The following is a 19,630-nucleotide window of genomic DNA, read 5'->3' as shown; positions in this document are numbered from 1 at the left end:
TGAGCAGAATGTCTAAAGGAAGGTTCGGAGTTCACGGAGGCCAATATATTCCCGAAACGCTGATGACCGCCGTTATCGAGCTGGAGCAGGCTTATAACCATTATAAAGACGATCCGCAGTTTAACGCGGAGCTGACAGAGCTATTCAACAATTACGCGGGGCGGCCTTCTCTGCTGTACTTTGCAGAGAATATGACCAAGCGCCTCGGCGGCGCGAAGATTTATCTCAAGCGCGAAGATTTGAATCACACGGGCGCGCACAAGATCAACAACGTGCTGGGGCAGGTGCTTCTGGCGAAAAAAATGGGCAAAACACGCGTGATCGCCGAAACAGGTGCTGGCCAGCACGGCGTCGCCACCGCCACCGTAGCCGCGCTGATGGGCATGGAGTGCGAAATCTTCATGGGTGAAGAGGACACGAAGCGCCAGGCGCTGAATGTGTACAAAATGCGCCTGCTCGGGGCGAAGGTGAACCCTGTCACGAGCGGCACGGCAACACTCAAGGATGCCGTTTCGGAAACGATGCGTGAATGGGTGGGCCGGATCGCCGATACACACTATGTACTCGGCTCTGTGATGGGCCCGCACCCGTTCCCCACGATCGTGCGCGATTTTCAGGCGGTGATTTCCAAAGAGATCAAGGAACAGATTCTGCAAAAGGAAGGACGCCTGCCGGACGCGGTTCTGGCCTGTGTAGGCGGCGGCTCCAACGCGATCGGCGCGTTTTACCACTTTATCGGGGATTCCTCCGTACGGCTGATTGGCTGCGAGGCCGCTGGGCGCGGCGTGGAATCCTTTGAAACGGCGGCGACGATCGCCACCGGCAAGCTTGGGATTTTCCATGGAATGAAATCATATTTTTGCCAGGACGAATATGGACAGATCGCGCCGGTATATTCGATTTCCGCCGGGCTCGATTACCCGGGTATTGGGCCGGAACACGCGCACCTGCACGACATTGGCCGCGCGGAATATGTAGCGATCACCGACGACGAGGCCGTGGAGGCATTCGAGTACCTCTCCAGAACGGAGGGCGTGATTCCCGCCATCGAGAGCGCGCACGCCGTCGCGTATGCGATGAAGCTTGCGCCGACGATGGCAAAGGATCAGATCATCGTCGTGAATCTTTCGGGCCGCGGCGATAAGGATTGCGCGGCCATTGCGCGGTACAGAGGGGAGGAGCTGAGCGAATGAGCAGATTAAAAGAGGCATTTTCGGGTGGAAAGGCATTTGTGGCGTTTCTCACCTGCGGCGATCCCGATTTGGAAACGACAGAGCGGCTGATTCAGTCCATCGCCGAAGCGGGCGCGGATGTGATCGAGCTGGGGATTCCCTTTTCCGACCCAACGGCGGAGGGCCCCATCATTCAGGCGGCAAACCTGCGCGCGCTGTCAAATGGAGTAACTACGGATGACATCTTTCAGATGGTGCGCCGCGTGCGAAAGACAGTTTCGGTTCCGCTGGTGTTCATGACTTACGCGAACGTGGTGTTTTCCTACGGCACGGAGCGCTTTCTCAAAACCGCCTCCGAAATCGGGATGGACGGCCTGATTCTGCCGGATGTGCCGTTTGAGGAAAAGGAAGAGTTTGAACCAGTCTGCAAACAGTACGGCATGGATTTCATCTCGTTCGTTTCACCCACCTCCCACGACAGAGTCAAACAGATTGCAAAAGAGGCCGAGGGCTTTTTGTACTGCGTATCCTCTCTGGGCGTTACGGGAGTCCGATCAGAGCTTTCGTCTGGGATTGGCGAAATTACTGCTCTGGTTCGCGAGGTGACGGATACCCCGGTCGCGATCGGCTTCGGAATCTCCACCCCCGAGCAGGCGGAAAAAATGGCAGCGATCTCCGACGGTGTGATCGTCGGCTCGGCCATTGTCAGAATCGTAGGGCAACATGGAAGGGGAGCCGCTCCACACGCGGCAGAATATGTAAGACAAATGAAAGAAGCGGTTCGCCGTTTGGGCTGAACTGCCTTACGTTCCAAACGCGTTGCTGTAAAACAAGGTTTTTATAAAAAGAAAATGCAAGAGAAAAAAGCATGCCCCGATTCGGCGGATAAAGCCGTTTCAGGGCATGTTTTTTTGCCACAGCGGGCAATGTGTTTTGAAAACGACCGTTACCGATCGATCCCGTAATCAGCCTTTTTTAGGAATGCGAATTCTGTGCAACTTTTTCTTTTTTGTCCTCTTTCGACAAAGTGTACGACATCACCGCCGGTATAATAGAAATCGCAGTGATGGCATAAATTGCCGCCATCAGGCCGAATTTGTCGGCCAAATGCCCCAAGAAGGGCGCCACCATTCCGCCGATGCTGACCGAAAGGCCCAGGGTAATTCCCGAGGCCAGGCCCATGCGGTTCGGCAGATATTTCTGCCCCAGTACCACCGTCAGGCTGCTGGGGGAATACAGCGCGTATGCAACCGGAATCAGAAGCAGAACCGCCGGCGTAATAGCACGAACCATTGCCAGAGCAGCCAGTGCCGGCAGCAGCAGGGTGAAGCCGATACGTGTAATTTTAACAAATCCAAAGCGATCGCCCAGCCGGCCGCCAATCAGTGTGCTGGCGGCTCCGATTATAAAATAGAAACTCAGCAGAGTGCTGCCCATAGATTCGGACTGCTGCAGTACCTGAATAAAAAAGAGCGGAAGAAACGTGTTCAGTCCGCAGAACACGATGGAACGGCCAAACAGCAGCAGACTGAGCAGAGTAAAGGGAACCCATCTGTCCGGCTCGGCCGGTTTTTCGGGAATGATTTCCGAAGAGCCCTGTTCCGATGGGGCCTGATTCATTTTCTTGATCTGAGACAGAATCGTGATCGCCATCAAAACACAGGGAACCGCAAGGATCGCTGTCCCCTTGAGCCCAAACAGCGAAATCGACACCGTAGCCAGAATTGGCCCTACGGCAAATCCTGCGTTGCCGCCGAACGAAAAGATGCTGACGCCCGTTCCCTTTTTTTCGCCGGAGACCTTATTCGCCATTCGGGCGCCTTCCGGGTGGAATGCCGCAACGCCAACGCCGCTGATCATAATCGACACGAACAGAAGCCGAAAGTCAGAGAGAAAACCGGCTGCCGCCATTCCTCCGCCGGCCAGCAGTACGCCGATTGCCATCATCCATGGCCGGGGAGTTTTGTCGGCAAGATTCCCAAATACCGGCTGTATGATAGACGAAACCACGGTGGAAGCCAGTACAAGCGTTGCGACCTCCGCATAGTTAAAATGGTAAGCCGCAATTAAAAAAGGAAGAATCGCAGGAAGCGCCCCCTGGTTCATGTCGGTAAATAAATGTCCTGCGGAAAGTAAATATATGTAGCGGCTGTGATTCTGCTGCAATAAAAGACCCCCTTTTGCTGATGAAATACGAAAAAACCAATTCCTAAAGCCATCACTTTGCCTTGCGGCAAAGTGATGAAGATAAGAGTTATTTTGATTGGTCGGTTTCTGATACCTCAGGAACTGCTTTTTGTTGCTTTTCACGCTCTTTCCGCAAAGATTCCAGACCCAGGCGAATGAGCTCTACAGTTGCTTCCGAACGGGTCTGAAAGCGGTGCTCAAAGCGAAAATCTTCAATTTGCTTGAACAGGTCATTGTCAACAGAAACAGAGTACCGCGGCCTGTCAGTAGCCATTTTGATCACCTCATGCTGATTATACACCAGTGAACCAAAGCTGTAAAGATATCTGGACTTCTCTGGAATAAGTTGGGAAGATACCACACCAATAGTTGACAGTGAATCAGTGAACCTATATAATGAGAAAGAATTATAGGTTCAGTGAACCACCGGCGAGAGGGGGTGGTAGATATGGCTGTGGAAAGAAAGCGCTACACGATTTCTGTTCCTCTGGAGGTAGAAGTGGAATTAAATGAACTCAAAAGGGACAGGTACTGCCAGACAACAAGAAATGAGATGTTTCGCGATTTACTGGTACGTGGATTAAGCACCTTGCAAATGGAAGAAATAGGGGAAAAGACGATTCAGGAAAGAATGCCTGAAAACAAGATCACCGAAAGGTGAAATCAACTGCTGCAAAAGAAGCTTGCTTTTGTATGAATCATTTTGTTCGTGTTCTAAGGAACACGGATATAATCTGCACGTTTTATTTTTGATGAAAATGCTACTCTTCGGCAATGCCGAAAAAATAAAAGCAAGGAGTGTGTTAAATGAAGAAAAAATTGGCCAGGCCGCTGTCAGTGCTTTTGGCAGCAGCTATGGTGGCAGGTGTCGCCCAGACGGGCTTCCCTCGTGTTTATGCGGCGGAAGGGGAAGACAGTGGAGAAGTCTTTGCAAAGGTAGAACCTACAAAGGACTGGGACGGCCCGGCAGGAAAGTTAGACAAGATTTCTGAGAGTTCCAAACAGCAGTTTTCTTTTTTCTTTCAGGCAACCGATGCTCAGCTGACAGAACTGGAGCTTGATGTTTATCTAGGGAAAGATGGTGAAAATGCAGGGAACGATAAACGCGATTATAGCACCGCGGTGCAGTTTGACCTGGAAGCTGACAAAAACGATCCGATTATTTTTGATGCTGAAGCTATCGAAGCTTCGCTTAGTTCTTTAAAACCTCAGGAAATCGCTTTTTATGAAGCTGCAGGAGTAAAATTTGGTTATGATGATGGGGAAGTAACATCGGTAGATAAAAATTCATTGGAGAAGGTAAAAAAGACTATCTTTTATAATGCAGTTTCTCAAAAAGGGACCTGGAGGTTTTCACTGAATACCGCTTTGCTGTTGGAAAAAGGATATAGCGATATTGAATTCCTTGTTGCTGCGCACGCGGAAAACCCGGACGTATCCTGGGGAAACAATAATTATGTGACACATGGAGAAGATACCCAAGCATATCTTTACACCATTGAGAAGGTTTCCTCCGGGGAAGTATTCACCGAGCAGGGTTTGCAGGACGCCTTGAACGACGACAGTATTAAAACGATTACACTGGCAAACGATATTGAAATTTCAGAGGGAAATATTTATCTGACACGTCCGGTAACAATTGATGGCAAAGGTAATATGCTGAGCTTTACCGGGTTGGAGAGTATTTCATCGACAGCCAACGACGCAGTAATTATCGGTCCGGACGCAAAAGGCTCCGTATTTCAGAATCTGACTGTGGACGCGGGCTTAGATCATCCTGAAGATTGGGGCGACGTGTCTGGCATTTATGCCATTCATGCTTGGAACACGTCAAATGTGGTTTTGCAGGATGTAAAAGCAACCGGCGCCAATGCTGGAATCTATGTCAACAGTTCCACGGTTACACTGAAAGGAACGATTGATGTTTCCGGAAACGGCTTTGGTGGCGTCGAGGTTTCAAAGGGAAAGAGTCCAGAGGGAGATCTTAAGCTAACAGTAAACGGTGAGGTTAGAAATGATTCGGAAAAATATGGACAACCCACAATATGGGTAGACGGTATTTCGAAAGAAGAGGCCGGTAAATGGCTGGAACTAAAGGATAATATCTTTGTATCGGTTTCCGAGCCAGATAAAGGCGATAAGGGGCAGACTCACTATTATCTGGATTCATCCAATGCGGTTGCTCCGACAGAAGTCAAAAATGAGCAGGAGTTTCGCGATGCACTGGATAATGAAGCGATCAAGAGCATTTTGCTTACAGATAGCATCGACATTTCATCGGGTAAAAGTCTTGAAGTAAACAGACAAGTTGCGATAAATGGCAACGGATGCACGCTGACCTTTGAAGATCTAGAGGAAACCTCTGGCACAGTAGATGATGGCTTGATTCTTTATCAGCCAGTAATTGTAAAAAATCTGACTGTGGATGCGGGTTTGCAACCTTCCACGGCTTGGGTCGGCACTTATGCGATTCATGTGTATAATACTAAAGATATAACCCTTAAAAATGTTGCCGCCACCGGGGCGAACGGCGGTATTTTGGTCAATGGCTCCGAGGTTACGCTCGAAGGAACGATCGATGTTTCCGGTAACGGATTCGTCGGTATCGATGTTTCAAAGGGAGAGGGCCTTACAAGCGAACCTAAGCTGAACGCTAGCCTTGTAGACGAAATTTATGCGGATGATGTATTCGATATTTCGGATCCGGAGGATGTAGAATGCATTCCTGCTATTTGGGTAGACGGCATCAAGGACATCGCTGAAGCGGCGAAATTGGTGAAGCTGCCCGAGTTGGAAGAAGACGAAGAGTCTGAGTTCCTGCCTTTGTCCGTTGAAATAGGGAATATGCGGCAGGTTCAGTATTATTCCGCAGATAATCTTGAAGGGGAAATTTATTATCTTACCGTGAAGAGCATCAACGGTACGAATACCTTCCACGGCAGCTATCTTCTGAAGCAGGATGTGGCAATTGATGCCGGTACCCGCAGCGGATATACCTTTACTGGATGGACTGTTTCTCCGAGTGATGCGGGAACCTTTGTGAATAAGTCAGCAGCAAAAACTACCTTTACGCTCAAGGATGACGTAGAGGAGAAATTTCTCTCTGTCACCGTCACAGCAAACTGGAAATCCAACAGCAGTTCCAGAGACGATGACGACAGCAGTTCCGGCGGCTCTTCCTCTAAACCGTCTGCCGGTAATCAGGATACCTCCGGCACAGTAACCACGAACCCTGCCCCGGGCGGCGGCACAGTAACGACTGTTACCACTCAGCCCAGCAGCACGGTGGTAACCGGCGGTACGGCACAGATTACCGCAGCGGTGCCCGACAGTGCGGCAGCTGCAATTGCTTCGGCCACACCGCAGAGTCCCGCGCAGGTAAGCATTTCCGTTCCCACAGCCGCTGTAACGCAGCAGCTGCAGAATGCAGAAGTGACCAGAGCTTCTCTTACGATTACCGTTCCTCCCGCTGTTGCGAACAACACCAACGCCAGCGCACAGGTTGTTGTGAATGCCGATGCGGGTCTTCTGAACGCGGCGCGGGTTGCTGGGAAAGATCTGGAAATTACCATTCAGAACGCACAGACCGGCAGAACGGCTTATGCGTGGAGCTTTAATGGCTCCGCTTTGGCACAGGCCATGGAAATCAGAAGCCTGAATCTGGCGCTGTCGGTACAGCCGACCTCCAGCGTTCCGGCTGCGCAAAGTGCTGCCCCCTCCAGTGCGGGAATTGTGCTGCGTTTTGCGAATAACGGTCAGCTGCCGGCTCCGGCCACCGTTACGGTCGATGTCAGCAGCCAGGGCTATCAGCCCGGCCAGGTGCTGTATTTCTATTACCTGAATCCCAATACAGGCAGGCTGGAGGCAATGAACAACGCTCAGCCGATCACTGTGAATGCGCAGGGGTATGCGGCCGTTACGGTTACGCACAATTCTGATTTCGTTCTGCTGCCGAAGAAGCCAGGCTCTTTGACGCTGGATACAGTCAGCTATACCCTGCCCAAGGGAAAAGCATACGAGATCGGAGCAAAACTGGCAGGGGAGGGTGCGACTTTGAAGGTGACACCCTCCAGAAGCGGAATCGTGAAGATCGAAAATACAAAGAGCGGCAATTATAAGGTGACCGGCCTGACAAACGGAATCACGTATGTGTCGTTTGATGTGTATTCCAGCGGGAAGCTGGTTTCCCACTCTTCCGTTAAAATTACGGTACAGAGCAGCGGCAAGGCCCAGGGCGTGGCCGGCCGCCGCGTAATGAATTTCTAAATTCCATTCAAAGCATTTGATTCAGGCAGGCCCTCCCGAACACCCGGAGGGCCTGCCTTCTGCTTGACCAGAACGGCAGCGTTTGAAAGAAAAGGTAAAATTTCAGCAGAGGTTGGAATCCCCTTTTCAAATTCTTTCCGTTCAATTTCCAATTTCTGTTATGTTTGCTCGTTGACAAACGCTTTTCTCGTTATTATACTGAATGTGAAAAATGGATGTGGCTCCCAAAAGGGAGACAAACAATTCAGGAGGTGTCTGTTATGAAAGCAAAAGAGTTTATCCTGAACGACGGTCTGAAACTTCCGCCCATCGGCCTTGGTACTTACAGGCTCAACGGAAGAGAGGGTGTGAAGGCGATTCAGCATGCTGTGGAAATCGGTTACCGCTTGCTGGATTCTGCATTTAACTATGAAAATGAAGGTGCTGTAGGCGAGGCGGCCAGAACTAGCTGTGTGCCGAGAAGCGAGCTGATCGTTACCTCGAAGCTCCCCGGTCGTCACCAGAAATACAGGGAAGCCCTGCTGACCATTGAGGAATCGCTTTACCGCGGGGGACTTGATTATTACGACATCTACCTGATTCATTGGCCGAACCCGAAAACGGGCTTGTACGTAGAAGCCTGGCAGGCAATGATCGAGGCGAAAAAGCGCGGCATGATCCGTTCGATCGGCGTGTGCAATTTCCTGCCGGAGCATCTGGAGCGACTGACTAAGGAAACAGGAGTCACGCCCAGCATCAATCAGATCGAGCTGCATCCCTATTTCAATCAGGAGGAGCAGCGCAAGTGGGATGCGGACCACGGCATCGTGGATGAGTCGTGGAGCCCCCTCGGGCGCGCGAACAGCGTTTTGCAGGACCCGGTGATCGGGGAAATCGCGAAAGCGCACGGCAAGAGCATTTCGCAGATCATCCTGCGCTGGCACGTTCAGCTCGGTGTGCTGCCGATCCCGAAGTCATCCGACCCTGCCCGTCAGAAGGAGAATCTCGAGGTGTTCGATTTTGTCCTTTCTGAGGAGGAGATGCAGAAAATCTGCGCGCTCAGCCGCCCGGACGGCCGAACCGCCAATCAGGACCCCAGCGTCTACGAGGAATTCTGATTTCACTGGGAAACATAGAAAACGCCGCACAGGGGCATGCTTTTGCCTGCGGCGTTTTCGTTTTCTTTCTTACTCAAAAGGATAAATTCGTACAGAAAAAGAGGGGGGGTGAAGAATTGGTTGGAAAAGCGTTTTGCGGCGCCTTGTTTCTGCTTGCTGTTCTGGGGGCACTGCTGTTTGTTCCGGCGGGCACCTGGAACTACCCGGCCGCATGGATTTACCTAGCTGTATTTGCTTTGTCCGTACTGTGGATTACCGTGTATTTGTTCCGAACCGATACCAAGCTGCTCGAGAGCCGGCTTCATGTGGGGCTCATGGCGGAGCAGGAAGCAAGCCAGAAGGTGATTCAAAGCATTTCGGGCTTGTGCTTTTGCTCCGTTTATCTGCTGGCCGGGTTTGACCACCGATTTCACTGGTCGGCGCTTCCTTTGGGTGTCAGTATCGTGTCAGAGCTCTTTGTCCTGCTCGGATTCGGGATCGTTTTTCTGGTGTTTCGGGAAAACACCTATACCTCTGCGGTGATTGAAATACGGCAGGATCAGAAGGTGATTTCTACCGGCCCCTACGGCGTGGTGCGCCACCCGATGTATACCGGGGCCAGCCTGATGATGCTGTTTTCCGCGCCGGCGCTCGGCTCGCTTTGGGCCCTGGCGGGAGTTTTGGGGCTGATTGCCGCGATCGTTGTGCGCCTGTTGGACGAGGAGCGGTTTTTGCTCCAAAACCTGCCCGGCTACCGGGAATACTGCCAAAAAATACGGTACCGTCTGATCCCCGGGCTTTGGTGAGCCAGGCGATGCTTTCGCATGAAAGGGAGAAAATACCATGTGGGTTCTATTCGCATTTGGTTCCGCTCTGTTTGCGGGCATGACGGCTATTCTGGCAAAGATGGGTCTGCAAAAGGTGGATTCCGACCTGGCCACGGCCCTGCGCACGGTGGTTGTGCTGCTGTTTTCGTGGCTGATGGTTTTTCTGGTCGGTTCTGAAAGTACGCTCACGCTCGTTTCGGGGCGCAGTCTGGTATTTCTGATTTTGTCCGGCGGCGCAACCGGGGCTTCCTGGCTGTGCTATTTCAAAGCGCTGCAGCTTGGCTCTGTCAACCGGGTGACACCGATCGATAAAAGCAGCACGATCCTTACCATCGTGCTGGCGTTTTTATTCTTGAATGAAGTGCCCGGAACGTGGAAGCTGATCGGCCTTGCGCTGCTGGCTGTCGGAACGATCCTGATGGTTCAGCGCACAGGCGGGCAGGAAGCAGAACAGGCCAGCACGGGGAAATCGTGGATTTTTTATGCCGTGCTTTCCGCTGTGTTCGCCGCCCTGACGTCGATTCTGGCCAAGGTGGGAATCCAGGGGATCGAATCGAATCTCGGCACGGCGATTCGCACGATTGTGGTTCTGATCATGGCGTGGGGGATCGTGTTGCTGCGCAAAAAGCAGGAGCATCTGCATACGATCGACCGCCGCAGCTGGCTTTTTATCGTCTTCTCCGGCCTTGCCACAGGATTTTCCTGGCTGTGCTATTACCGCGCTCTGCAGGAAGGCCCCGCCAGTGTGGTTGTACCCATCGACAAGTTAAGCATCCTTGTGACAATCGCTTTTTCACGCGTATTTTTGCAGGAGCGCCTGCCGAAAAAGGCGCTGGCTGGTCTGGTGCTGGTGGTTGGCGGAACTCTTTTGATGTTATTTTGAATCTATGCTCGCAAAAATGCCCCAGTGGTGAAAATTTTCACCACTGGGGCATTTTTGTCTGATAGGTACTATAGTACCACCCGCAGCAACGCTGGGAAAATCGGCGGATTTTAGAAAAGCAACAGGATATAGAAAGGCGGATTTTGGGAAATTAAGCAGCGGTTTTCATGGTTTTAATTTGCTTTTGCGATCTTTTCTATAAAAATATTACAAAAACATATTGACTTTTTGCATCTGCTTTACTATAATAAGCCCATACAACTGGTCATGACAACATGACGACATATCAGCATAATATGGCAGATTACAAAGGCGGAACAGAGGGGTTTCTATGAGTGAGAGAGCGCTGAAATATTCGGTACTGAAGCATACCATCGTGGAAAATATCAATAACGAGGAATATAAAGTCGGGGAGCTGATCCCCAGTGAACGCGAACTGATGGAGATGTTCTCCGTCAGCAGGATCACTGTGCGCAAGGCGATCGACGACCTTGTGAATGAAGGCTATCTGTATCGGGTGCAGGGCAAGGGCACCTATGTCAAAAGCGAAGAGATGTCGCACGACCTGTTCTCCATCACCAGCTGTACGGAGGATATCAAGGCCCGCGGCATGACGCCCAGCACCAAGGTGGTCAGCGCTGTGGTGCTCCCGGCAGACCGCCGGCGCATGCGCACGCTGCAGATTCCGCAGGACAGCCTGGTGTTTCGGCTTGAGCGCATCTATTATGCAGACAATTCCCCCATCAACTACACGACCACCTGTCTGCCGATGGACCTGTTCCCAGGGCTGGATCAGTATGATTTCGGCAAGGAATCGCTGTATTCCGTCATCGAAAAGAAGTATGGGGTGAAAATCACCCACGCCCGCCGCATGCTCGAAGCGGTTCTGGCGCATGATAAAACCGCCGAGTATCTTGGGGTAAAGGCGGGCGAGCCTCTGATTCTGTTCCGATGCAATACCTATGGGGAGATCAATGGACAGGAACGGGTGATCGAGACCTTTAAGTGCGCGTACCGCACCGACCTTCATAAGTTTTATATCGATCAGGTCCGCTAGCAGAAAGCGGAAAGATCATCCGGAATCCTGGCAGCTTTGTGGAAATCGGGCCGTTAAAGTAGAGTATCTCGGGGAGGCGTGCTTTGGCGGCCGTTTTCATATTTTCACGGCATACATAAAACAAATTGAATTGATGTTCAGGAGGTTATGAGAGAATGAAACGCAGTAAAAAAATCCTTTCCGCAGTTCTTGCCCTTGTAATGACTGCCTCGGTAGGCTTTACGGGGTGCGCTTCTCAGTCGGGTACGGCATCCTCCGGAGGAGCTTCCTCCACAGCAGCACCGGCCGCAGACAAAAAGGTGGCCCTTCTCTGCTCCGCAGCGGGCGCAAACGACAACGGCTACAACCAGACGGCGATCAACGGCCTCAATCAGCTCAAGGATGAGCTTGGTGCGGACGTCAAGGTTGTCGAAGCGACCACAGACTACCCCGGTACACTCAAAACCCTTGCACAGGCCGGTTACAAGCTGATTTTCTCCCTGGAATACGACTTTACGGCGCTGATTGAGGGCGTCGGCGGCGAAAAGCCCCTGGCAGAACAGTTCCCCGACACCACCTTTGTGGTATTCAACGCCAACCCCAACCTGGATAAAGACGGCAAGGCCATTCACAAGAACGTGATCTCCGTCATGTTCAACGTCAACGAGGCTTCGTTCCTGGCCGGCGTTCTCAGCGTGGCGGTGAACGAGAATGCTTCCGTTCTGCTTGATCCCTCCAAATACTCCTTTACCGCTGTGCCCGACGGCCGTAAGGTCGGCTTTATCGGCGGCACGCAGTCTGCCGGTATTGAGGTATTCAGTTACGGCTTTGCCGAGGGCGTAAACTACGAGGCGAAAAAGCTGGGCAACGACGTGATCTACACCATGTATTCCACCTTTGATGCCGGTTTCTCCGACACGGCGAAGGGCGCCACCACAGCCGGTACCTATTACGGTGAGGGAGCCAACATTGTCTATACGGTAGCCGGTTCCGTCGGCGACGGCGTGGACGCTAAGGCCAAAGAAGTCAAGAAGCTCTCCATTCAGGTAGACGCCAACAAGGATGCGTCGCAGCCCGGATACGTGATGACCAGCGTGCTCAAGAACACCAACGTTCCCGTTTATGAGCTGGGCAAACAGTATGTGGAAGGCACCATCGGCGAAAACGGCGGCAAAGAGATTTCTTACACGCTGTCCTCCGGCGCGACGGGAATCACAGACCTTTCCACATTTGAGGCCGCTCTGAAAACAGACGACGCCGCAAAAGCCAAATGGAGCGAGATCAAAGCGGAGCTCGCGGATGCAGCCAAGAAGATCACCGACGGTTCGATCAAAGTGACGAACGCGCAGATCGGCGAAAAACTGGATCTGTCCACGCTGAGCAACGTGAAGCAGCCGAAGTAATTCCGTTTAAGTCGATACTGGAAAGGGCGGAATCAAAATGAACGTCATTGAAACGGTAGGCATCACCAAAAAGTTTGGGGAGTTCACCGCGAACGACAGCATCGATCTCGCAGTGAAAAAGGGTGAGATCAAGGCGATCGTCGGCGAAAACGGCGCGGGCAAAACCACCCTGATGAACATGCTCTACGGCCTTCTCACGCCTACCAGCGGCAAAATACTGATCCAGGGACAAGAGGTTCATTTTTCATCGCCCCTTGACGCGATCAAAGCCGGTTTAGGGATGGTGCACCAGCATTTTAAGCTGGTGCCCAGCCTTACGGTGTGCGAGAATATCGTTCTGGGCATTGAAATGAATCGGGAAGTAAAAGGGGTGCGGCTGCCGTTCCTCAACGGCAAAAAGCAGCTGCAGCAGGTACAGCAGGCAATCGACCGGTTCGGCTTTGCGCTGAACGCCGCCGACCGTGTGGAGGATTTGTCTGTTGGACTGAGGCAGCGGGTCGAAATTATGAAGATGCTCTATCGGGATGTGGATATTCTGATCCTCGACGAGCCGACCGCGGTGCTGACGCCGCAGGAGGCCGAGGAGCTGATCCAGAACCTGAAGGAGCTGAAAAAGCAGGGCAAAACCATTATTGTCATTACCCATAAGCTCGGCGAGGTGATGAGCCTTTCCGACAGCGTTACCGTGATCAAGCGCGGTAAGGTGGTGGGGAATGTGGATACGAAAGACACCAGCGAGCGCGAGCTGGCACAGATGATGGTCGGGCGCGACGTGGTGCTGCGTGTCAGCAAGGAACAGCACGAAATCTCCTGCGAGTCGGTGTACGAGATGAAAGACGTCACCACCACCGATTTGTCGGGAAAGGAAATCCTCAGCGATATCAGCCTGTGTTTACATAAGGGCGAAATCCTCGGCATCGCCGGGGTGGAGGGCAACGGCCAGAGCGAGCTGCTCAAGGTGCTGACCGGGCTGATGACGGTGACAAAGGGCCAGATTCTGCTGGAATGCGGTGATATTACCAACTGGTGGCCGGCAGATATCCGCGGGGCGGGCGTGGGGATGATCCACGAGGACCGCTACGCACAGGGACTGTGCCGCACCATGAATCTGAAAGAAAATGCGATTGCAGGCTACCACTGCCGCGGCGATGTGTGTACGCCCTCGGGGCTTTTGCGCGACCGCGCGATCTGCTGCAAGCGTGACGATATGATCCGGGATTACGACATCCGTGTGGCAGACCCCGAAGGCGCGGTTTCACAGCTTTCCGGCGGCAATGCCCAAAAGCTGATTATTGCCCGGGAGTTTGCCTCGAACCCCAAGGTCGTGATTGCGTCCCAGCCTACCCGGGGCGTGGATGTGGGTTCGATCGAGTTTATCCACAATAAGATTCTTGATCTGGCAAAAACGGGGGTCGGCATCATTCTGATCTCGAGCGAGCTTTCCGAGGTCATGAGCCTTTCCGACCGCATCGCCGTGATGTATAAGGGCCGTATCATCGGCCAGGTGGATGCCGCGGGGGCGACCAAGGAAGAAATCGGCCTGCTGATGGCGGGCATTACGGGCAAGGAGGCGAGCAGCGCGTGAAGATGGAGAAAATCGTTCGGCAAACGTTCAATACGCTGCTGCCTGTGCTGTGCGCGTTTTTTGTCGGCGGAATCATCATCGTCTGCATCGGGGAAAACCCGCTGACGGTGTATGGGCTGATGCTGAAAAATACCCTGTTCGAATGGAAGGGCCTGATCAAAACACTGCATTTTGCCTCGCCTTTGATCCTGACCGGCCTTGCCATCGGCATTACCTTTAAAGCAAACATCTTTAATATGGGGGTAGAGGGCCAAATGCTTGGCGGGGCCTTTACCGCCTGCGTTCTGGGGTTCACGCTCCAGGGCTTGCCGCCCGTGGTGCATATCGGCATCTGTCTTTTGGCGGGCGTTGTCTGCGGCATGCTGCTGGCGGTGATACCGGCGCTGCTCAAGGCGTATCTGCATGTGAACGAAATGGTCGTCACCCTGATGCTCAACTACGCGATCATCGAAATTCTGCGGGTACTGTCGCAGACGATCTACCGCGACCCGGCCTCCGGGTATGTGTCCACTCCGCCCGTGCTGTCCTCCGCCATGATGAACCGGCTGGACGGCACAAGCCTGACGGCGTTCTTCCCGGTGACGATGGTCGTGTTTATCCTGATGTATCTGGTGTTCAACAAATCCCGTTTGGGGTATGAAATCAAATCCATCGGCAGAAACCCGGAATTTGCAGAGGCCAGCGGCATGAACGTGGCGAAGAAGATCGTCGTGATGATGCTCATCAGCGGTGCGCTCAGCGGCCTTGCGGGCTCGGGCTTTATGCTCAGCGAAAAATTCAAGTACACCCTCGATTTTTCCGGTACCCCCGGCCTTGGATGGGACGGCATGCTGATCTCTCTGCTGGGCGGGCACAGCCCCATCGGCATTTTGGTTGCTGCGATTTTTTACAGCGCGCTGAAAACCGGCAGCGATACCATCGGCATCTTTACAAATGTACCGAAAGAAATCGTGGGCGTCATTCAGGGCCTTTTGATTCTGTTCTTGTCCATCCGCTTTATCGATGAACATACGACGTTATTCTCGCGGCTGAAAGCAAAGTTTCCCTCCCGCGGCAAAAAGGAGGCGACCAGCGCATGAATTTTGAAAGAATGCTCTACGACATGCTTTCGTACAGCGCGCCGATCATCCTCTGCGTGCTGGGCGGCAACTTTGCGCACCGGGCGAACGTGCTGAACATCGCGCTGGAGGGCATGCTGCTGATGGGGGCTTTTACCTCCGTGCTGTTTGTGATGCTGACGAAAAATATCTTCCTCGGCATACTGGGCAGTATTATTATTTCCCTCCTGCTGGGGCTGGTTTTCAGCTTTATGAGCGTGACAAAGAAGGGCAACCCGATCATCGCCGGTCTGGCCATTAACCTGATTGCGTCCTCGGTCAGCGCCTTTATTCTGAAAGCGATGAGCCTGCCAAATTTGAATGTGAACAGCATCGTGGATGTTGCGGCGCTGAAAATCCACATTCCGATCATTCAGAGCGTCCCGTTTTTGGGGAAGGTCCTCAGCGGCCATCCGTTCCTCACTTACTTGAGCTTTTTCGGTATTTTCATCATGTGGGTGATCATGTACCGCACAAAGTTCGGCGTGTATGTGCGCGTTGTCGGTGAAAACGAAGAGGCTGCCGTCAGCGTGGGAATCCGCACCAACCGCATCAAATACGCCGCGATCCTGATCGGCGCGGTCTGCTGTGCGCTGGCCGGGGCAAACATGGCGCTGGAGAAAATGGCGCTCTTTACCAATAACATGAGCGCCGGAATCGGCTTCATCGCCATCGCCGCCATTTTCTGCGGCAAGGGGCAGCCGGTCAGAACGTCCCTGTATGCCATGCTGTTCGGCCTGATGCAGGCGCTGGCAATCAATCTGAACATTTCCGCCGGGCCGGCTTCGGGCCTGCTGAATACGCTGCCGTATTTTATGATCATCATGATTTTGGCGGTCGTTTCGGCCATGCAGCTCCGGAACAACCATGTGCGTGGATTTAAGGCGGAATGATCACCCCAACCGGTGAAAAAAGCAAAGCTGGGAGTGAAGCAGTATGAAGAAAACCGCGATTCTGGTCGTGGATATGGTATATGACTTTACCAACGAAAACGGGCTGGTGTATTACCCGCAGAACAAAGAGATTCTGCCGAGAATCCGGCAAGCGGTAGACATCTGCCGGCAGTACGGAGCGCTGGTGGTGTATTTGCAGCACTGCTACCGCAAGGGCAAGCCCGACAAAAATCTGACCTCGATGCGCCCGAACTGCATTGAGGGAAGCGGAGGGGAAGAAATCGACCCATCGCTTGAGGTTCTGCCGCAGGATTATGTGATCAAAAAGCGGCGTTACAGCGCCTTTTTCGGCACAGACCTTGATCTGGTGCTGCGCGAGCACGACATCCGCCGGGTGATTGTGGTCGGCACGAAAACAAACTGCTGTATCCGCGCCACGGTGACGGACGCCTATAATCTCGATTACGAGGTGCATGTGGTCCGCGACTGTGTGGCAACAAACGACCCGGTGGTCAACGAGGTGCACCTGACGGATATCCACAAGTATCTGGGGCACGTGCTGCCGCTGGGGGAATTGGAGGCGCTGCTCGCCCGGGAGGAAGCCGATGAAACAGTATGATGTTCTGACGAGCGGTTATGTCAGCATGGACCGCATCATCAAGGTGCTGTCGCCGCTGCGGGTGGGCTTTACCTCTCTGGTGGAAAACGCGGATAACGCGAAAATCTATTATGGCGGCTGCTCGGTGAATATCGCCTATGAGCTGGCACGCCTGGGAATGAAAGCGGTGCCTTATATCCGTGTGGGTGAGGACTGGCGGGAAATCGGGTTTTACGATTACCTGCATAAGGGCGGCGTCTGCATGGGCGCGATTGCTGAGGTGCCGGGCGAAACAACCTCGAACTGCTATTTGCTGGAAGACGCGGAGAAAGACCATGTTACGGTCTTTTATCCCGGCGCCATGCACGCCAAATATGCCGGGCCGATGGAGGACCACTGGTTTCAGGAAAGCCGTCTCGGCGTGATGACCGTCGGCTCTTACCCCGATAATCTGGAATTTTTGGAGCGCTGTGAGAAAAACGGCCTGCCGCTGGTGTTCGGCATGAAATCGGATTTCGACGCGTTTCCGCCGGAATTTCTGCGCAGGGTTCTGCGGTACAGCCGGGTTATCTTCGCCAATAACGCGGAGCGGGAAACCATTGAACGGCTGTACTCCATGCGTTCCATCACGGAGCTGTTTGAGCAGGGGAACGCGGATGTGATCGTCATTACCCTCGGCAGCCGGGGCAGCATCTGCTACCGAAAAACGCCGGAGGGCTACGATATGGCCGAAATGCGCATCGCGCGCTGTGAGCATGTCATAGACACCACCGGCTCCGGCGACGCGTATCTATCGGGCTTTTTATACGGGTATTTAAATGGCTATGAGCCCGTGGAATGCTGCAATCTGGGGAGTATCCTCTCCTCCTTTGTGGTGGAAAAAATGGGCTGCAGCACCAACGCCCCCGATCTGCAGCAGCTTTTGCAGCGGTACCGGGAGTTCCAGCAGCGGCAGCGCTGACGGAAAAGAGAAAGGAGCAACGATTGCGTGAAATCATTGTATTTGAAAGCAGATGAAAGCATCGCCCCCTACGTGATTTTTTCCGGCGACCCGTGGCGGGTGGAGGTGCTGGCCAAATATCTGGAAAACGCGGAGCATGTGGCCTTTTCGCGGGAGTTCAATACCTATACCGGCGAGTACCGCGGGATGCCCGTGACCGTGACCTCTACCGGTATCGGCGCGCCGTCGGCTGCCATCGCCATGGAGGAGATGTATGCCTGCGGCATGAAGGTCGCCGTGCGCATGGGAACAGTGATGTCGCTCAAAGACGAGCTGCTGGGGCAGTTTATTATTCCATCGGCGGCCATGCGGGAAGAGGGCACCAGCCAAACCTATGTGCCGGAGGGCTACCCCGCCGTTGCGGATATCGGCCTGATCGACTGCATGAACCGCACGGTGGCAGAGCACGGCAAGGGATACTATAACGGCATCAACTGCACGATGGACGGTTTTTATTCGCAGATGAAGGAGTCGCGCCTTTCAAAAGAGCGCGGCGTGGAAATTCCCGACACCTTTGCCCGGCTCAAACGCTTGGGCATCGCCGGGATCGATATGGAGAGCAGCTGCATTCTCACTCTGGCGTCGCTGATGGGCGTTCGCGCCTGCATTGTCACGCTGGTTACGGTGCTGGAGAATCTGAAGGATGAGCTGCGCGGACAGGAGAGAACCGACGCGGAGGATCTTCTCTGCCGCGTTGTTCTGGAAGGACTCTATAAGCTGCATCAGGAAGGAGCGCAGAAAGCATGAGCAAGCTGGATTTACTGGGAAAAGGACACCCGTTTATTATTGGTATGGTGCACTGCCGCCCGCTGCCGGGGAGCCCCCGCTACGAAGGCGATATGCAGAAGATCATACAGCTCGCCGTCGAGGACGCTGTTACGCTGGAAAAGGCGGGTGTGGATGCCCTTATCGTTGAAAATATGGGCGACGATCCGTTTTTGATCGAGCTCGAAACGGCACAGAGCACGGCGATGGCCGCCGTGTCGATGGCAGTGCGGCAGAGCGTGTCTCTGCCCATCGGGATCGACGCTGCCATGAATGACTACCGGTCTGCCATTTCGATTGCGCAGGCTATCGGCGGGGAGTTCGTGCGCATCCCCGTGTTTGTGGATACGGTGCATTACGGCGGGGTCGGCATCATTCCGCCCTGCGCGTCGCAGGCCGTGCGCTACCGCAAGGATCTGGGCGCGGAGCACATTCGCATTTTTGCCGATATTCAGGTCAAGCACACCACCGTGGTAATGCCGAACATCAGTCTGGAGGATTCCGCCCGCGCCGCGCAGGACAGCGGAGCGGACGCGCTGATCGTCACCGGCACGCGCATCGGGCAGGAAACACCGATCGAGATCATTGAGCGTGTGAAAAAGGTCGTCGGCCTCCCGGTTCTGGCGGGCAGCGGCGTCAACACGGGGAATGTGCGCGAGCAGATGAAGATCGCCGACGGCGCGATTATCGGCAGCGGCCTGAAAGAGGGCGGCGTGCTTACCAACCCGATCTCTTATGAGCTGACAAAAGCGCTGACAGACGAGCTGCGGTAACACGCTCCGCCAAACGGTGCCGGGGAAAGGCCCCGGCCCCAAAAAAGAAAGGATGAGGCATATATGGCA

At 53.5% G+C, this 19,630-nt stretch carries 18 protein-coding genes; 16 read left to right on the top strand and 2 right to left on the bottom strand.

Features of this window, described 5'->3' with window-relative positions; genetic code table 11:
• Window positions 1–8 precede the first annotated feature (8 nt).
• Both trpB and trpA read left to right on the top strand, forming a co-directional pair.
• A complete protein-coding gene (gene trpB / locus TY09_RS00420) occupies window positions 9–1,193 on the top strand; it encodes a tryptophan synthase subunit beta (RefSeq protein WP_042429935.1) in 1,185 nt (394 codons plus the stop codon).
• On the top strand, window positions 1,190–1,969 hold the full coding sequence (gene trpA, locus TY09_RS00415) for a tryptophan synthase subunit alpha (protein WP_042429932.1): 780 nt from the start codon (window positions 1,190–1,192) through the stop codon (window positions 1,967–1,969). Before trpB ends, trpA begins: the two co-directional genes overlap by 4 nt.
• A 178-nt stretch (window positions 1,970–2,147) precedes the next feature.
• Here trpA and TY09_RS00410 read toward each other — a convergent pair whose 3' ends face one another.
• The gene (locus tag TY09_RS00410; protein WP_009066283.1) at window positions 2,148–3,338 is read right to left on the bottom strand and encodes an MFS transporter; all 1,191 of its coding nucleotides are present in this window, start codon (window positions 3,336–3,338) and stop codon (window positions 2,148–2,150) included.
• Between the two features lie 88 nt (window positions 3,339–3,426).
• Complete coding sequence (locus TY09_RS00405; RefSeq protein ID WP_009066472.1) at window positions 3,427–3,633, bottom strand: ribbon-helix-helix domain-containing protein; 207 nt, start codon at window positions 3,631–3,633, stop codon at window positions 3,427–3,429.
• 174 nt (window positions 3,634–3,807) lie between these two features.
• On the opposite strand from TY09_RS00405, the gene TY09_RS00400 reads away from it, so the two are divergent.
• The 14 genes from TY09_RS00400 to TY09_RS00335 all read left to right on the top strand — a co-directional run bounded on the left by TY09_RS00400 (window position 3,808) and on the right by TY09_RS00335 (window position 19,561).
• Window positions 3,808–4,020 (top strand): hypothetical protein, encoded by a 213-nt coding sequence (locus TY09_RS00400; protein WP_042429929.1) that lies wholly within the window; start codon window positions 3,808–3,810, stop codon window positions 4,018–4,020.
• A 146-nt stretch (window positions 4,021–4,166) separates the two neighbouring features.
• The gene (locus TY09_RS00395; RefSeq protein ID WP_042429924.1) at window positions 4,167–7,625 is read left to right on the top strand and encodes a pectate lyase-like adhesive domain-containing protein; all 3,459 of its coding nucleotides are present in this window, start codon (window positions 4,167–4,169) and stop codon (window positions 7,623–7,625) included.
• Between the two features lie 260 nt (window positions 7,626–7,885).
• Window positions 7,886–8,722 (top strand): aldo/keto reductase, encoded by an 837-nt coding sequence (locus TY09_RS00390; RefSeq protein ID WP_042429921.1) that lies wholly within the window; start codon window positions 7,886–7,888, stop codon window positions 8,720–8,722.
• 116 nt (window positions 8,723–8,838) lie between these two features.
• Entirely contained in the window at window positions 8,839–9,507 is a 669-nt protein-coding gene (locus tag TY09_RS00385) for a methyltransferase family protein (protein WP_042429918.1), read from the top strand.
• Between the two features lie 37 nt (window positions 9,508–9,544).
• A complete protein-coding gene (locus TY09_RS00380) occupies window positions 9,545–10,411 on the top strand; it encodes an EamA family transporter (protein WP_042429915.1) in 867 nt (288 codons plus the stop codon).
• Window positions 10,412–10,742: 331 nt separating this feature from the next.
• Window positions 10,743–11,468 carry a GntR family transcriptional regulator gene (locus TY09_RS00375; RefSeq protein WP_009066351.1) on the top strand — a complete coding sequence of 242 codons (726 nt, stop codon included), beginning with the start codon at window positions 10,743–10,745 and terminating at the stop codon, window positions 11,466–11,468.
• Between the two features lie 155 nt (window positions 11,469–11,623).
• Window positions 11,624–12,850: a BMP family lipoprotein gene (locus tag TY09_RS00370; RefSeq protein WP_042429912.1), complete on the top strand. Its 1,227-nt coding sequence runs from the start codon at window positions 11,624–11,626 to the stop codon at window positions 12,848–12,850.
• 37 nt (window positions 12,851–12,887) lie between these two features.
• Window positions 12,888–14,435 (top strand): ABC transporter ATP-binding protein, encoded by a 1,548-nt coding sequence (locus TY09_RS00365; RefSeq protein WP_042429910.1) that lies wholly within the window; start codon window positions 12,888–12,890, stop codon window positions 14,433–14,435.
• Window positions 14,436–14,437: 2 nt separating this feature from the next.
• Window positions 14,438–15,514 (top strand): ABC transporter permease, encoded by a 1,077-nt coding sequence (locus TY09_RS00360; protein WP_042430122.1) that lies wholly within the window; start codon window positions 14,438–14,440, stop codon window positions 15,512–15,514.
• On the top strand, window positions 15,511–16,425 hold the full coding sequence (locus TY09_RS00355) for an ABC transporter permease (RefSeq protein WP_042429907.1): 915 nt from the start codon (window positions 15,511–15,513) through the stop codon (window positions 16,423–16,425). The genes TY09_RS00360 and TY09_RS00355 overlap by 4 nt, the downstream gene beginning before the upstream one ends.
• A 43-nt stretch (window positions 16,426–16,468) precedes the next feature.
• Window positions 16,469–17,044: a cysteine hydrolase family protein gene (locus TY09_RS00350; RefSeq protein WP_009066371.1), complete on the top strand. Its 576-nt coding sequence runs from the start codon at window positions 16,469–16,471 to the stop codon at window positions 17,042–17,044.
• A complete protein-coding gene (locus TY09_RS00345; RefSeq protein WP_009066355.1) occupies window positions 17,031–17,984 on the top strand; it encodes a carbohydrate kinase family protein in 954 nt (317 codons plus the stop codon). The genes TY09_RS00350 and TY09_RS00345 overlap by 14 nt, the downstream gene beginning before the upstream one ends.
• 27 nt (window positions 17,985–18,011) lie before the next feature.
• Window positions 18,012–18,770 (top strand): nucleoside phosphorylase, encoded by a 759-nt coding sequence (locus TY09_RS00340; RefSeq protein ID WP_009066401.1) that lies wholly within the window; start codon window positions 18,012–18,014, stop codon window positions 18,768–18,770.
• Window positions 18,767–19,561, top strand: coding sequence for a BtpA/SgcQ family protein (locus TY09_RS00335; protein WP_042429903.1), 795 nt, complete (start codon window positions 18,767–18,769; stop codon window positions 19,559–19,561). Before TY09_RS00340 ends, TY09_RS00335 begins: the two co-directional genes overlap by 4 nt.
• Window positions 19,562–19,630 lie beyond the last annotated feature (69 nt).

Origin of the sequence: Faecalispora jeddahensis, from assembly GCF_000577335.1 — a bacterium.
GTDB lineage: Bacteria > Bacillota > Clostridia > Oscillospirales > Acutalibacteraceae > Faecalispora > Faecalispora jeddahensis.
This window is presented reverse-complemented; position numbering and strand designations above follow the sequence as displayed.

What these genes read in the sequence shown, in the direction of transcription:
- TY09_RS00365 (WP_042429910.1), top strand. Translation starts at nt 12,888, where the DNA reads ATGAACGTCATTGAAACGGTAGGCATCACCAAAAAGTTTGGGGAGTTC.
- TY09_RS00345 (WP_009066355.1), top strand. Translation starts at nt 17,031, where the DNA reads ATGAAACAGTATGATGTTCTGACGAGCGGTTATGTCAGCATGGACCGC.
- TY09_RS00380 (WP_042429915.1), top strand. Translation starts at nt 9,545, where the DNA reads ATGTGGGTTCTATTCGCATTTGGTTCCGCTCTGTTTGCGGGCATGACG.
- TY09_RS00335 (WP_042429903.1), top strand. Translation starts at nt 18,767, where the DNA reads ATGAGCAAGCTGGATTTACTGGGAAAAGGACACCCGTTTATTATTGGT.
- TY09_RS00355 (WP_042429907.1), top strand. Translation starts at nt 15,511, where the DNA reads ATGAATTTTGAAAGAATGCTCTACGACATGCTTTCGTACAGCGCGCCG.
- trpB (WP_042429935.1), top strand. Translation starts at nt 9, where the DNA reads ATGTCTAAAGGAAGGTTCGGAGTTCACGGAGGCCAATATATTCCCGAA.
- TY09_RS00395 (WP_042429924.1), top strand. Translation starts at nt 4,167, where the DNA reads ATGAAGAAAAAATTGGCCAGGCCGCTGTCAGTGCTTTTGGCAGCAGCT.
- TY09_RS00405 (WP_009066472.1), bottom strand. Translation starts at nt 3,633, where the DNA reads ATGGCTACTGACAGGCCGCGGTACTCTGTTTCTGTTGACAATGACCTG.
- TY09_RS00360 (WP_042430122.1), top strand. Translation starts at nt 14,438, where the DNA reads ATGGAGAAAATCGTTCGGCAAACGTTCAATACGCTGCTGCCTGTGCTG.
- TY09_RS00375 (WP_009066351.1), top strand. Translation starts at nt 10,743, where the DNA reads ATGAGTGAGAGAGCGCTGAAATATTCGGTACTGAAGCATACCATCGTG.
- TY09_RS00370 (WP_042429912.1), top strand. Translation starts at nt 11,624, where the DNA reads ATGAAACGCAGTAAAAAAATCCTTTCCGCAGTTCTTGCCCTTGTAATG.
- TY09_RS00350 (WP_009066371.1), top strand. Translation starts at nt 16,469, where the DNA reads ATGAAGAAAACCGCGATTCTGGTCGTGGATATGGTATATGACTTTACC.
- TY09_RS00390 (WP_042429921.1), top strand. Translation starts at nt 7,886, where the DNA reads ATGAAAGCAAAAGAGTTTATCCTGAACGACGGTCTGAAACTTCCGCCC.
- TY09_RS00400 (WP_042429929.1), top strand. Translation starts at nt 3,808, where the DNA reads ATGGCTGTGGAAAGAAAGCGCTACACGATTTCTGTTCCTCTGGAGGTA.
- trpA (WP_042429932.1), top strand. Translation starts at nt 1,190, where the DNA reads ATGAGCAGATTAAAAGAGGCATTTTCGGGTGGAAAGGCATTTGTGGCG.